Here is a 13,221-nt window from a genome sequence, read left to right as displayed (position 1 = left end):
GTCCTTTCTTAGTGCAGCTCGAGGCGCCGCGACATATCGGAGGCAAAGACGCCGGTCGGGTCGATTTCGTTGCGTGTTTTCAGCCAGCCCTTCAGGCCGGGGTACATGCGGTGGAAGTTCTCCGCCGAGGTACGCGACTCCTTGGCCAGGTAGAGGCGGCCGCCGAATTCCATGACGCGACGGTCCAAGTCGTCCAGGAAGGAGCCCAGGCCCTCGCGGATGGGGAAGTCCACGCAGACGTTCCAGCCCGGCATCGGGTAGGACAGCGGCGCACGGTTGCCTTCGCCAAAGAGCTTGAAGACGTTCAGCGCGGAGTAGTGGCCGGAACGCTGCATGTCCCGGATGATCTCCTTGAACGGCTCGACCGCGTCCATGGGGACCACGAACTGGTACTGCAAAAAGCCCTTGGAGCCGTAGCCGCGGTTCCATTCGCCGATGAGATCCAGCGGCTGGTAGAACTGCGTGAGGTTCTTGACTTGGTTCCGGGCGGGAGCGCCCATCAGGTAATAGGCCTCACCGATGGCGGACAGCGTCAGCTTGTTCATGGTCCAGGACGGGAAGATGTCCGGCACGGTCATCAGTTGTGGCGCGTTGAACTTCAGCGGATCCTGCGCCAGCTTCGGCGCGAATTCCTTGAGCTGGTCCAGTGTGGCCAGGCTGCCGCGGGAGATGGTGGAGCGGCCCAGCTTCGGCTCCGGGGAGATGACGTCGAACCAGGCGGAGGAGTAGGTGTAGTTCTTCTCCGAGCCGTCCGAGTGGAAGGCGACGGTCTCTTCCAGGTTCTCGGTGCGGTCCGTGTCCGCGATGAAGTAGGCGGTCTCCGTCTTGGTCATGCGGATCTGCGCGCGCAGGATGATGCCGGTCAGGCCCATGCCGCCCACGGTGGCCCAGAACAGGGTGCCGTCCGGGTCATCGGAGCTGCCCTCCGGCTCCAGGTGGAGCACGCGGCCGTCGGCCACCAGCAGCTCCATGGACACCACGTGATCACCGAAGGAGCCGGCGGAGTGGTGGTTCTTGCCGTGGATGTCCGGGCCGATGGCGCCGCCGATGGTCACCTGGCGAGTGCCCGGCAGGACCGGGACCCACAGGCCGAACGGCAGGGCGGCCTTCATCAGCTGGTCCAGGGTGACGCCGCCGTCGACGTCCACGATGGCGCTGTCAGGATCGATGGAATGGATCTGGTTCAGTGCCTGCATGTCGATGACGAGGCCGCCACCGTTTTGGGCCGGGTCGCCGTAGGAGCGGCCCATGCCGCGGGCGATGACGCCGCGGCGCAGATGCTGCGGGGCGTCGGCGTTGGCGTCCGCAACCTGTGCGACCGCGTTCTTGATGACATCTACATCCGGGGTGGACAGCACGTGCGCGGTGGTCGGCGCGGTGCGGCCCCAGCCGTGGAGAGACTTCTCAGTGGTGTGTAATTCCATCTTTCAACTCTTTGCTTGACGGATAGTTCAATGTCCTAGCCTACCTAGTGCCGATCGGTATAGGTGTGAAAGCCAGCGCGGCGAGTTCGTGATATTCGGAACAAAACGGGCAGTACAACCGTATTATTTGTGCCCGGACTCTATCTTTTCGGGAAGGAAGCCTAGAGATCCATGAGCTCGCGGATCTCGGCGGGAAGCTCCTCCTGGGAGCAGATCACCGGGCCGTCGTAGGCCTTGATGATCTCCATGACGCGGGTGCGGGAGGCCGAGTCCAACATCGGCAGCTCCTCGGCCATCAGCCGCGTCATGAACCCGTCGAAGGGAAGGTTGGTGTGCTCGGTGGCCAGAAAGTGGCCGTGGCGGTGGTCGTCCTCGTTGGTCTGGTCTTTCGCCGCCTGCTGCGCCGGGGTGAGGTGTTGCGGATCCGAAGAATACATGCGCCCAATTCTAGCCCTGCCTACAGTGGTGTCATGACTTCTACCGACCGCGAACGGACCGCCACCACTGTCAGCGCCGACAAGCAAGCAGACAATACTGACAGCACTGACAACTACGCCCTGGATGACACGCTCGCCGGAAGGATCGCCCAATCGGCGATCATCGGCGCGGTGACTGCCTACCCTGACTGGATCAAAAACCGCACCGTGCTCATCGGCGCCTACGCCCTGTCCGCCGCCGGCTTTTTGGGCCTGGTGGGCTACCTGAACGCCCAGGACGAAGACGACGAGGAATTCGGCCAGGTCCCGGACGACGCCCCGACCCTGCCCGCGTGGTCAATCGTGGCCGGCGTGGCGGTCTTCGCCCTCGGCGCGGCGCTGGACATCGCGGTCACCCGCCGGGTGGCCGGCTGGCTGCGCACCCGCGGGGTCACCAAGCCGTGGACACTGCTGGGGGCCATCGGGGCGGGGGTGACCTTCGTGGTCAGCGAGGCGGAGGCCCGGGAGATCGCCCGCCGCGCGGATTAAGGTCCGTCTCAACTGGGGCAACGGTTAGCTAGCGGCGAAAGCGCTACGCTGGGGCCTATGTCAGAGATGGCCAGCGTCACCGATATCCGCGCCGCCCGCGGCCGCGGGGATCCGCTGGTGCGCCTTGCGCGCGAGCCGCTGACGGTCATCTGCCAGGTCTCCAACGTGCGCGCCGACGCGGAGGTCCACCGCCAGATCGGGCTGAACGACGCCCTGTCCTTCCACGACCTCCACGACGTCCTCACCGTCTGCTTCGACCTGCCGGACGAGGACTCGCCCTGGCATTTCTTCGAGCACCACGATGCCCGCGGCAAGCGCATAGATCCCACCCACCAGGTTTCGGAGTTCCTGTGGCGCGTGGGCTCGCAGGTGGACTACACCTGGGGGCTGTGGGACTTTTCCCTGGTGGTCGCTGATATCTACCCGCGCGACGCGGGCTCGCCCCGGGCGTTGTGCGTGGGCGGTTCGGGTTCCTTCCCGGGCTCGAGCTTCAACCTGACCGCGGTTAATGCGGCGCTGACCGGGCAGGACACCATCGACGAGGTCCTGGAGTTGGTCACCGAAGAGGTGCGCCAGATAGTCGAGCGCACCCGGCTTTATGATTTCGTGCCGCTGCTGCAGGCGCTCGACTTGGAGCGCGAGGGGGACATCAGCCCCCAGACGCAGCGGGTGCTGGCGAGCCTGCCGCGGGAGGTGACCTCCCAGGGCAAGGACGCTTTCTGGTCCACGGTGCTGGGGCTGGCCTGCCTGTCCGGGCCCGAGGTCACCGACCGCGTCATCGAGACCACCATGAACGCCCTGGGCTGGGTCGATGACGACGGTTCTGAGCTCGCCGCCGACCAAGCCCGCCACGTCTGCGAGGCCTCGCTGAGGGCCCTGGCGGAGATTGGCGGGCTGGGTGAGAAGAAGGCCTCCCCGGTCGAGCGCCTGGATATCTACCGCGCCCTGCTACGGCGCTGATCGTCAAGGCCGCGGGGCGGAAGGCGGTAGGCTAGTGACCCGTGAATGACATGCCGGAGAACACCGAAATCCAACGCGGATCCCTGAAACAGCAGCTGGGGCGCTTCATCGCGGTGGGCGTTTTCACCGCTGCCTTGGACTACGGGTTGACCATGGTGCTGATCGCGCTCGGCCTGCACCGCTCCGCGGCCAAGGCCATTGGCTGGGTCTTCGGCACTATCGCCGCTTACCTGGCGAACGCGCGCTGGACCTTTGGCGCGCAGGTGACCGGCCGCACCGCCGCGACGGTGGCAGCGCTTTACGGCTGCACCTTCGCGGTGCAAAACTTGTTGTTCTGGCTGCTCAACTCGCCGCTGATGGCGCTGGGGCTGGACGGCGCGGTCAAAAATACCGTGGCCTTCGTCATCGCCCAGGGCGTGGCGACGGTGACCAACTTCGTTGTCCAGCGAGTATTCGTCTTTAAGTAGGAAAGCGGCGGAGAACACAGTGGCTGAGCAGGCAGACTTATCGACGACGGCGGGGCGGCTGTCCCAGTCGAACTCGCTGCGCGCTCAGTCCGCCAAGTTTATTATCACCGGCGGCATCTCTGCGGTCATGGACCTGGGGATTACCTGGCTGCTGCAGATCGTACTCGGCGTGCTGGGGGAGACCGGGGCGCGTTCCGTCGGCTTCGTCGCGGGCACGCTCACGGCCTACCTGCTCAACCGCAAGTGGACGTTCAACGCGCGGCCCAGCCTGCGGCGCCTGCTGGCGGTGGCCGCCACCTACGCGCTGACCTTCCTAGTCAACATCATGCTCTACCGCTGGGGCTTCGGCTTCCTGGATCACAGACTGGGGTGGCCATCAACCCCGGCGCTGGTGGTGGCCTACGCCGTCTCCCAGGGCCTGGCCACCTTCGTAAACTTCTGGGTCCAACGCTGGATCATCTTCCGCTCCACGCGCAAGAGCTTCGAGGTGAACTAGGTGCTAGCTACTAGGAGCTTAAGGGCTAATTCTTGGGCCGGCGGAAGTCTTCGGTGCGGCCACGGTTGTGCAGCTTGAGCCACTCGATAAAGCCGGCCGGGTCGCGGCGCTGGATGAGGAAGAACCATCCGAAGCGGGCGAATTCCTGCGGCAGCAGCTTGCGCATGCCGCGCTGCCACAACAGGTAGCCGCGGTTGCGGTAGGTGAAAAAGCGCTTGAACTCGCCTTCCGGGTACTGGGCGTGCATCCGCCCGCCCAAAATCGGCTTGAACTCGTCCGAGCCGTCCGGGTGCAGGTAGGCGCAGGTCAGGGCGGTGCCGAAGGGCAGGCCCGAACCGACCAGCCGGCGGTGGTACTCGACCTCATCGCCGCGGATGAACAGGCGGTAGTCCGGCACGCCGATGACCTCCATCGCCTTGGCGGAGATCAGCGCGCCGTTGAACAGGCTGGCGATGCCGGGCAGGAAGTCGCCCTCCAGCTCGTCCAGGCGGCGGCGCCAGACCAGCCCCTGGCGCAGTGGGAATGCCAGGCGCTGCGGGTCGTCGATATTGCAGACCGCCGGGGAGACCTCCGCCAGGTGGTGGTCTTCTGCCACGCGGTAGAGGGTTTCCAGCACGGAGTGGTCGGCTGGCCGGCCGTCGTCGTCGGCGCACCAGATGGCGTCCGCGCCCAGGGACAGCGCGGTCAAAAAACCCAGAGCGAAGCCGCCGGCCCCGCCCAGGTTGGTTTCCGAGGGCACGTAGACCGCGCGCTCGCCCGCGAGCTCGTCAAGGGAGTCGCGCACGGCGTCCTCTGCCCCGTTGTCCACCACGATCACCCAGTCGACCGGGTGGGTCTGGTTGACCACCTGATCCAGCGATAGGCGCAGCAGCTCGGCGCGCTGGTGGGTGACGATGACGGCGGCGGTGGTGCCGGAGGAATGCAAGGTGGCAGTCATGCGCTCTATTGTGCCACCGGCGGGGTGCCGGCCCGGCTACTGACACCCAGCGGAACTAGGATTGCGCGTCCTCGTTTTCGAAGCGCTTGCGCAGGTCGCGGACGTATTCGCCCACCTCGGGGCCCTCGTAGTCGGCCACCACGTCGGCGACCTCGCCGGCCGAGCGGATTTCGCCGTGGTCGATCCACAGGGCGGTGTTGCACAGCTGCGCCAAGAAGTCGTTGGAGTGGGACGCGAAGACCAGGATGCCGGAGCGCTTGACCAGCTCCTCCAAGCGGACACGCGCCTTGGCCATGAAGGCGGCATCGACGGCGCCGATGCCCTCGTCCAGCAGGAGGATCTCCGGTTCGATGGAGGTGACCACGCCCAAGGCCAGGCGCACGCGCATGCCGGTGGAATAGGTGCGCAGCGGCATGGACAGGTAGTCGCCCAGCTCGGAGAACTCCGTGATTTCGTCCATCTTCTTTTTCATCTGCTTGATGGTCTGGCCCAGGAACAGGCCGCGGATGATGATGTTGTCGTAGCCGGAGACCTCCGGGTCCATGCCCACGCCCAAGTCGAAGACGGGCGCGACGAGGCCGCGCACGTCGGAAGAGCCCCGGGTGGGCTCGTAGATGCCGGACAGGAGGCGCAGCAGCGTGGATTTGCCGGCGCCGTTGTGGCCGACCAGGCCGACGCGGTCGCCCTCCCGCAGGTGCAGGTTGATGTCCTTTAGGGCCTCGACCACCACGGTGTTGTCCGAGTTCTTGCCGATGGCGCCGCCGGCGGAGGAGAGCACTGCCTTCTTTAAGGAGCGGGACTTCGCGTCGAAGATGGGGAAGTCCACGCAGGCGTTGTAAGTATCGATAGAAACCATAGTTGGTGCTCCTTCTAGACCCAGTAGCTCACGCGGAAGCGCCACTTGCGCATGGCCAGACCGGCGATGAACAGGCCGGCGATAGTGCAGCCGATGACGATCCACCAGTGGTAGGCGGCCACCGGCTCACCGATCATCGGGGCGCGCACGACCTCCAGGTAGTGGTACAGCGGGTTGATCTCCGCGATGCGGGCGCGGTCTGCCACAGCGCCGCCCTGGTCCTTCAGGGTGTTGGTCATCCAGACGATCGGCGTGACGTAGAACAGCAGCTGGGTCAGCGCCTCCAGCAGCGGAGCCACGTCGCGGAAGCGGGTGGCGATAATGCCGAAGAACATCGCTACCCACACGCCGTTGACCAGCAGCAAGAACAGGCCCGGAATGAACAGGAAGAACTCCCAGCCCAGGTGGCGGGGGAAAATGAGGATGAGCAGCAGCCAGATAATCATGTTGTGGCCCAAAAACAGCGTCTGCCGCCAGACCAGGCGGTAGACGTGCACCGACAGCGGGGCGGGCAGCTGCTTGATGAGCCCCTCGTTGTCGATGAAGATGGTGGAGCCTTCCTTGATGGCCCCGGAGATGAAGTTCCACATAATGAGGCCCACCGTGACGTGGGGGAGGAACTCCGCGACGGGGATCTGGAACAGCATGGAGTACAAAAGGCCGAGCGCCGCGGCCATCACGCCCGTGGCGATGGTGATCCACAGCGGGCCCAGCACCGAGCGGCGGTAGCGCTGCTTGATGTCCTGCAGGCCCAACATGAACCACAGTTCGCGCTGCTTGGCGCCTTGGATGAGGTCTCCGAAAGCGGCGCTGAACGTCATGGACTTCGACTCCGGGGCGGCGCCGCCGTCCGGAGTAGCCGTCATGCGCGCTACGTCTTCCTGCAGTTTATTTTCGTCTTGCACGTGAAATACCCTATCGCGCTGAAGGACAAAAGTGGGTCTTGCCGCCCGAGAGTTAACGCACAGCCGGCCAAATGCGGGCCGGCTCCTCACGCCTTGGGCGTCTCCAACAGTGCCGTTAATGGCGGTATAAAGATGGTAATATATACCTATTGACAGAGCAGATTAGCCATTCCTGGGCATTTCAGTATTGTGGTGAAGTGGCGTATAAAGTGGGGTGGCATAAGGCGCGCAGCTGCGCCTGCAACAACCACCCAAGGAGGGTTCGAACCGCATGGTCACACGGTACGATGTCGCCAGTGTGCGCGGCCTATATACCGGCTTGTCGGGCGGTTGGACGTATCTCAATGCACACGACGTACCGCAAATCCCGGAAAAGGTGATCGCGGGCGTATCCCGCGCTTTCCGCACCTCCGCCTTGGTGGCGGATCAGGACACCCCCTCGGGCACGCACTCGGCGGCTCCGCAGCCCGGCTGCCTGGAGGGACAGTACTATATCGACTCTGCGCGCACCGCCGTGGCGGACCTGGTGGGCGCTACCGCCGACCGCGTGGTGCTGGGCGCCAACCTGCCGGTGCTCTACCAGGCGCTGGCGCGGGCGATCGCACCGTTGCTGCGCGCTAATTCCTCCGTCGTGCTGTCCAAGCTGGACCCGCCGGAGCTCTACTCCGCCTTCACGGAGGTCGACGCGCAGGTGCGCTGGGCGCAGCCGGACCTGGGGACCGGGGAGATGCCGGCCTTCCAGTTTGCCGATCTTGTCGACGGCTCGACCCGCCTGGTCTCCCTGGCCGCCGGTCACGAGCTGCTGGGCACGGTGGCGCCGGTGGAAGAAATCATCGACACGGTCAACACCCGCTCGCGGGCCTGGACCCTGGTGGATATCTCCGCCACGGCGGGCTACCGGCCGGTGGACATCGACGCGCTCGGCGCCGACATCCTGGGCGTGGACCTGGGCAAGCTCGGAGGGCCGCAGGTCGCCGCCCTGGTCTTCCGGGATACCCGCATGTTCAAGCGGATCGATGCACTCAGCCCCGGCCGCCACGGCGCGGCCAAGCTAGAAACCCCCGTGTCCACGGGCCTGGCCGGCGGCGTCAGCCCGCTCATTGATCACTTTGCCGCCTTGGGTGGGGAGGCGGCTGGCCGCGGATCGCGCCGGCGCCGCCTGATTGCCTCGATGCAGCTGCTCGAGCCCTACCTGAACGGGCTGCGCGACGATCTCTACCAGTTCCTCGGAACCCTGCCCGCCGTCCACATCTTGGGCGTGACTGGGGAAGCAGCCGCGGGCGCGAAGGAGGATCGCCTCCCGCGCCTGAGCTTCGCCGTCAACGGCGTGCCCGCGGAGACCGTGCACCAGCGGCTCTTTGATAACCGCCTGGTGACCACGCTGGCCCCGTCCACCCCGCTGCTGAGCGAGATGGGCGCCGACGAAATCGGCGGCGCAGTAACCGTCGCACTCGCGCCGTTCAACACGGCCTGCGACGTGGAGCACCTCACGCGTGTGGTGGCCTCGCTGGCCTAATTAGTCCGCGACTTCCAGCACCAGCGTGCCGGTGACCTCGCCGGAATCTAGGGCCGCGTGGGCCTCGGCGGCCTCGGCCAGCGGGTAGGTGGCGTGCCAGTGGTGGCGCACCGTGCCGTCCGCCAGCCACGGCCAGACGTTGTCCACGGTATCCCGCACGATGGCCGCCTTGTCCTCCAGGGAACGCGCGCGCAGCGTCGTGCCCTGCAGAGTCAGGCGCTTGGCCACCAGGATGCCCATGTTCAGCTCTTCCTTGGTCCCGCCCTGCAGTCCAATGGTGACCATGTGGCCGTCCTTGGCCAGGGCCTTTATGTTTTGCTTCAGGTACTTCGCGCCGATGATGTCCAGGATGACGTCACAGGAGTTCTTGAGCACCTCGGCGAAGTCCTGCTCGTGGTAGTTGATGAGGATATCCGCGCCGAGCTTCCGGCAGGTCTCTAGCTTCTCCGCCGAACCGGCGGTGACCGCCACTTTGGCGCCGAGCGCCTTGGCGACCTGGATGGCGAAGGTGCCGATTCCACCCCCGCCGCCGTGGATCAGGATGGTCTGGCCCTCGTGCAGACCGGCCTCCATGGCGATATTCGACCACACCGTGCATGCGACCTCGACGACCGAGGCCGCGTGCTCTAGGCTGTAGCCTTCCGGGATGGGCAGCAACTGACCGGCCGGCACCGCGACGTATTCCGCGTAGGCGCCGCCGGCGAGCAGCGCGGCGAATTCCTGGCCGACCTCAAAATCGGTGTCGCCCGCGTCCGCGATGGTGCCGGCGCACTCCAGGCCGAGCAGCTCCGACGCCCCCGCCGGCGGCGGGTAGTTGCCCTGCGTCTGTAGGATATCGGCGCGGTTCACGCCGGCGTAGTGGACCTTGAGCAGCACCTCGCCGGGCTGCAGCTCGGGCTGGTCCACCTCGGCGAGCTCGAGCGAGCGTGGGGTATCCGGATCTTTTTGAATGATTGCCTTCATGCCCTTCCACGGTACCGAAACTTCCCCAGCTTCCGCAGGTAGAGAATCCGCAGGAAAGGCCCCGCTTTACCGGAGCGGAGACCCGCTCGGGTAAGGTGAGCATGTCGCCTGCGGGCGGCAGATGGAGACGTGGCAGAGCGGCCGAATGCACTGGTCTTGAAAACCAGCGTGGGGAAACTCACCGCGGGTTCAAATCCCGCCGTCTCCGCCAGCGGGGGTTCGGGGAAATATCGACTACTGTCCTTTTCGCCGACACCCCAGCTGGGGAAACGTGCGCCCGGGGCGGCAAAGGTCGATAGTTTCCCTAGCCCTTCGAATCCAACCAGGCATCAATCCCGCCGCGCAGCGAGTAGAGCGGGCCGGTCAGCCCGCGCTCGTTGAAAATGTGCACGGCCTCGGCCGAGCGGACGCCGCCGGCGCAGTGGACCACCACGGTCTGATCATTGTCTAGGGCGGCGGTCACCTCGGGCGGGGTGTAGCCCTCGCGCAGGCGGGGCAGCGGGCATTTCACCGAACCGTCGAGGGCGAAGGTGGCGACCTCGTCTGGGTTGCGCACGTCGAGCACGAGGGCGCCGGCGGGGATGGTCTCGGTTTCGTGCACGTCCGGATAGGCCGCGGGCGAGGAGGCGGTGGGCTCCTCCGTGGCCGGGGCGTCGGTGACCGGCCCGTGCGCGCGGATCCGCTCGGCGACGGAAGGATCGCCGTTCACCGGGATGTATTCCCAGGTCCCGTCGAGGGCGGAGAAGTACCCGAGCTGGCCGATGAGCGGGTCCCCGACGCCGGTCAGCAGCTTGAGGGCCTCGAGCGCCATGGCGGATCCGACGGTGCCGACCACTGGGCCCAGCACGCCGGCCTGGGAACAGCTGGGCACCGAACCGGCCGGCGGAGGGGTGGGGAAAAGGTCCTCGTAGATGGGCCCGCGGCCGGCCCAGAAGACGGTCATCTGTGCGTCGAAGCCGAGGATGGAGGCCCACACGTGCGGGATGCCGCGCCGGGCGCAGGCGTAGGAGGCCAGGTAGCGGGTGGCGAAGTTGTCGGATCCGTCCAGGACCACGTCGGCATCCGCCAGCAGCTCTTCGGCGTTGTCCGCGTTCAGGCGCGTGGAGACGGCGTTGACCTCAACAGTCGGGTTGAGGGCGAGCATGGCCCGCCGGGCCGACTCCGCCTTGGGCTCGTTCGCGCGGGCCGCGGCGTTGGTGTGGATGACCTGGCGGTGCAGGTTGGATACCCCAACGGTGTCGTCGTCGAAGACGGTAATGCGGCCGATACCGGCTCCGGCCAGGTACAACAAGGCGGGTGAGCCTAGCCCGCCGGCGCCGATGACGGCCACGTGCCCCGCGCGCAGCCGCGCCTGGGCCGCGCGGCCGAAGCCCGCCAGGCTGAGCTGGCGGCGGTAGCGCGAGACCTCCGCCGGGCTGAACTGTGGATCGGTGCCGGACGGCTCAGTGTTCATTCGATCCCCACCCACTGCACCGAGTCGTCGTCCAGCAGTTGTTCCTTCCAGATCGGCACCTCGGCCTTTACTCGGTCGGCGAGCTCCGCGGCCGCGACGAAGGAGTCCCTGCGGTGGGCCGAGGCCGCGATGACCACGAAGGCCAGCTCGCCGATTGTGAGGGGCCCGGTGCGGTGGGCGGTCCACAGGCGCACCGCCGGGTGCGCGGCGGCGACCTCGCCAGCGATGCGGGCGATCTCCGCATCAGCGCTGGGGTAGGAGGAATAGGTCAGCAGCTTTACCCGCTGGCCGCCGTCGTGATTGCGGACGATGCCATCGAAGGTCACCGCCGCGCCCATCGCCCGGGTCAGGACTTGCTCACGGGCGGGGTCAACCAGTTCTTCCAGGGGCTGTTGCGTCAGGAAAGCGCCCAGGACCTTGCCGGTCTGGGCGTGGACGTAATCCGGATCCCCGTTAGTGCTCATGTGTCCCTTCTAGCATGTCAACCAGGGGAACCACTAATTCTTCCAGGACTGAACAACCGTCCTTCACCCCTCCCGTAGAACCGGGCAGGGTCATGGCGAAGGTCGTGCCGGTCACCCCTGCCACCGCGCGGGAGGCCAGGGCCGTGGGCACGGATTCCAGGCCCTTGGCCCAGAAGGCCATGGGGATGCCGGGCAGCTCGCGCTCCAGGTGCTTGGAGACGGCCTCGACGGTGCGGTCGTCTGCGGTCAGGCCGGTGCCGCCGGAGGTCAGGATGACGGAGTGCCCGGCGGCGAAGGCGGTGTCGACGGCCTGCTCGATATCGGCGTCGGGGACGACCACCGGGTCAGGAGTATCAAAGCCCTTCCGGCGCAGGAATTCCACGGCGATGGGGCCGGAGCGGTCCTCGTAAATCCCGGCGGCCGCGCGGGTCGAGGCGACGATGACTAGTCCGGTGCGGGTCATGGCAGCTCCTTCAATTCCTTCAAACTGGGCGAAAATTACAAAGAATCACAGCGGGTAGATGGTCACTTGGGCGCCGGCGTCCAGCTCCGCGGCGATGGGGATGCGGATGAGGCAGTCGGCGCCGATAGCCTGCGCTACCAGGTGGGAACCCGGCCCGCCGACCTGGCTGGCGGTGATGGCGTCGGCCCCGATTGTCATGTGGCCGCGCAGGAAGCGCTCGCGGTCGTCCAGCCCGGTCACCGGGTGCGCGAGCTGGGCGGGCAGGGCCGGCAGGGTGGTCCCCAGCAGGTCGGCGACGTAGAGGTGGAAGCTGACCAGTGAGGAGATCGGGTTGCCCGGCAGACAAATGACCGGCGTCTCGGAAAGCTTGGCCAGCCCCTGCGGCCCGCCCGGCTGCTGGTCGACGTGGCCAAACCAGCCGTGCGGTTCCAGCACCTGGCGCACGACCTCGAACTTGCCGGCGCTGATGCCGCCGGAGGTCACGATGGCGTCCGGTTGCAGCTCCGCGATGGCGGTGTCCAGGTCGCGGCGCAGCTTCACCGGATCGTCGTCGGTGCGCACGTGGCCGGCCACGACGATGCCGGCTTCCGCGGCCAGGGCCGTGAGCATGGGCCCGTTCGAGTCCGGGATGGCGGCCGAGCGATCCGCCAGGTCCGCGCTGCTGCTACCGATCTCCGCGCCGCCGGTACAGATCACGATCCGCGCCGGGGCGACCACGTTGACGGTTGGGATGTCTTGGCCCGCCAGGGTGGCGATGACCGCCGCGTTGATGCGGGTGCCGCCGGTGACCAGCGTGGAGCCGCGGGAAATATCGCTGCCCGCGGCGCGCACGAACTGGCCCTCCGGCACGGCCGGCGCTTTAACGGTGGCTCCTTGCGGTAGGAAGTCCGCCGGCTCGGTGCGCTCGACCGGCACGATGGCGGCGGTGCCGCGCGGGACTTTTGCGCCGGTCATGATGGGCGCGGCCTGGCCGCCTAAGCCGTCCGCGTAGAAGCGATCCGGATCCGTGCCGGCCGGGATTGTCTCACCGACCGTGAAGGTCCCGCCAGCCGCGGTGGGCAGGGCATAGCCATCCATCTGCGAATTATCGAAGCGGGGCGAGTCATAGGCGGCGACCACGTCCGCCGCCAGCGTGGCGCCCAAGGATTCGCTCAGGGCCACCTCGTGGTGTCGGCTGCGGTGGAGCGCGCCGCAGTCATCCAGCAGCTGCTTGACTTCCGCATGGTGCTGTTCCGGAGTACGCATGGGCCCTATCTTAGCCGCCCCGGCGCGGCAGCCGCGGAAAAGAATTGGCCGCGGACTGAACGGGCGTTCTAGGCGCGCTGGGGTGGTGGGTTCGACAAGGTACGGCC

The 13,221-nt window shown here is 66.7% G+C and carries 15 protein-coding genes and 1 tRNA gene; 6 read left to right on the top strand and 10 right to left on the bottom strand.

The annotated features are described in order from the left end of the window. Window positions 1-8: 8 nt before the first annotated feature. Window positions 9-1,424: a decaprenylphosphoryl-beta-D-ribose oxidase gene (locus tag HMPREF3067_RS04560; RefSeq protein WP_070768544.1), complete on the bottom strand. Its 1,416-nt coding sequence runs from the start codon at window positions 1,422-1,424 to the stop codon at window positions 9-11. Window positions 1,425-1,585: 161 nt separating this feature from the next. Continuing rightward, on the bottom strand, window positions 1,586-1,861 hold the full coding sequence (locus HMPREF3067_RS04555; RefSeq protein WP_070768543.1) for a hypothetical protein: 276 nt from the start codon (window positions 1,859-1,861) through the stop codon (window positions 1,586-1,588). 33 nt (window positions 1,862-1,894) lie between these two features. On the opposite strand from HMPREF3067_RS04555, the gene HMPREF3067_RS04550 reads away from it, so the two are divergent. The 4 genes from HMPREF3067_RS04550 to HMPREF3067_RS04535 are packed head-to-tail and all read left to right on the top strand — an operon-like array spanning window position 1,895 to window position 4,312. Next, window positions 1,895-2,389 carry a hypothetical protein gene (locus tag HMPREF3067_RS04550; protein WP_083319134.1) on the top strand — a complete coding sequence of 165 codons (495 nt, stop codon included), beginning with the start codon at window positions 1,895-1,897 and terminating at the stop codon, window positions 2,387-2,389. 57 nt (window positions 2,390-2,446) lie between these two features. Continuing rightward, a complete protein-coding gene (locus tag HMPREF3067_RS04545; RefSeq protein ID WP_371259770.1) occupies window positions 2,447-3,349 on the top strand; it encodes a hypothetical protein in 903 nt (300 codons plus the stop codon). A 50-nt stretch (window positions 3,350-3,399) separates the two neighbouring features. Further along, window positions 3,400-3,816, top strand: a complete 417-nt coding sequence (locus HMPREF3067_RS04540) for a GtrA family protein (protein WP_210400085.1) — start codon at window positions 3,400-3,402, stop codon at window positions 3,814-3,816. Window positions 3,817-3,835: 19 nt separating this feature from the next. Beyond that, complete coding sequence (locus tag HMPREF3067_RS04535; RefSeq protein ID WP_070768541.1) at window positions 3,836-4,312, top strand: GtrA family protein; 477 nt, start codon at window positions 3,836-3,838, stop codon at window positions 4,310-4,312. Between the two features lie 25 nt (window positions 4,313-4,337). Here the strand turns inward: HMPREF3067_RS04535 and HMPREF3067_RS04530 are convergent, their stop codons facing one another. From HMPREF3067_RS04530 to HMPREF3067_RS04520, 3 genes are read right to left on the bottom strand one after another with little or no spacing between them, the layout of a single operon-like run. Beyond that, window positions 4,338-5,249, bottom strand: coding sequence for a galactofuranosyltransferase GlfT1 (locus HMPREF3067_RS04530; protein ID WP_070768540.1), 912 nt, complete (start codon window positions 5,247-5,249; stop codon window positions 4,338-4,340). 55 nt (window positions 5,250-5,304) lie between these two features. Further along, window positions 5,305-6,105 carry a galactan export ABC transporter ATP-binding subunit Wzt/RfbE gene (locus tag HMPREF3067_RS04525; RefSeq protein ID WP_070768539.1) on the bottom strand — a complete coding sequence of 267 codons (801 nt, stop codon included), beginning with the start codon at window positions 6,103-6,105 and terminating at the stop codon, window positions 5,305-5,307. A gap of 14 nt (window positions 6,106-6,119) precedes the next feature. Next, the gene (locus tag HMPREF3067_RS04520; RefSeq protein ID WP_070768538.1) at window positions 6,120-6,971 is read right to left on the bottom strand and encodes a galactan export ABC transporter permease subunit Wzm/RfbD; all 852 of its coding nucleotides are present in this window, start codon (window positions 6,969-6,971) and stop codon (window positions 6,120-6,122) included. Between the two features lie 310 nt (window positions 6,972-7,281). Between HMPREF3067_RS04520 and HMPREF3067_RS04515 the strand changes: the two genes are divergently transcribed. After that, on the top strand, window positions 7,282-8,526 hold the full coding sequence (locus tag HMPREF3067_RS04515; RefSeq protein ID WP_070768537.1) for an aminotransferase class V-fold PLP-dependent enzyme: 1,245 nt from the start codon (window positions 7,282-7,284) through the stop codon (window positions 8,524-8,526). Here the strand turns inward: HMPREF3067_RS04515 and HMPREF3067_RS04510 are convergent, their stop codons facing one another. Next, complete coding sequence (locus tag HMPREF3067_RS04510; RefSeq protein WP_070768536.1) at window positions 8,527-9,489, bottom strand: NAD(P)H-quinone oxidoreductase; 963 nt, start codon at window positions 9,487-9,489, stop codon at window positions 8,527-8,529. A gap of 123 nt (window positions 9,490-9,612) precedes the next feature. Between HMPREF3067_RS04510 and HMPREF3067_RS04505 the strand changes: the two genes are divergently transcribed. Next, window positions 9,613-9,700 (top strand) — tRNA-Ser (locus HMPREF3067_RS04505). 93 nt (window positions 9,701-9,793) lie between these two features. On the opposite strand, the gene HMPREF3067_RS04500 is transcribed toward HMPREF3067_RS04505, so the two are convergent. From HMPREF3067_RS04500 to HMPREF3067_RS04485, 4 genes are read right to left on the bottom strand one after another with little or no spacing between them, the layout of a single operon-like run. Then, window positions 9,794-10,942 (bottom strand): ThiF family adenylyltransferase, encoded by a 1,149-nt coding sequence (locus tag HMPREF3067_RS04500; protein WP_070768535.1) that lies wholly within the window; start codon window positions 10,940-10,942, stop codon window positions 9,794-9,796. Next, window positions 10,939-11,406, bottom strand: a complete 468-nt coding sequence (locus HMPREF3067_RS04495; protein ID WP_070768534.1) for a molybdenum cofactor biosynthesis protein MoaE — start codon at window positions 11,404-11,406, stop codon at window positions 10,939-10,941. Before HMPREF3067_RS04495 ends, HMPREF3067_RS04500 begins: the two co-directional genes overlap by 4 nt. Beyond that, window positions 11,396-11,869 (bottom strand): MogA/MoaB family molybdenum cofactor biosynthesis protein, encoded by a 474-nt coding sequence (locus HMPREF3067_RS04490; protein ID WP_070768533.1) that lies wholly within the window; start codon window positions 11,867-11,869, stop codon window positions 11,396-11,398. Before HMPREF3067_RS04490 ends, HMPREF3067_RS04495 begins: the two co-directional genes overlap by 11 nt. Before the next feature lie 45 nt (window positions 11,870-11,914). Next, a complete protein-coding gene (locus HMPREF3067_RS04485; RefSeq protein WP_070768532.1) occupies window positions 11,915-13,114 on the bottom strand; it encodes a molybdopterin molybdotransferase MoeA in 1,200 nt (399 codons plus the stop codon). Window positions 13,115-13,221: the final 107 nt, after the last annotated feature.

Source organism: Corynebacterium sp. HMSC04H06, from assembly GCF_001815935.1.
Lineage (GTDB): Bacteria > Actinomycetota > Actinomycetes > Mycobacteriales > Mycobacteriaceae > Corynebacterium.
The sequence above is the reverse complement of the archived record's forward strand: the minus strand, read 5'-3'. Positions and strand labels throughout refer to the sequence as shown.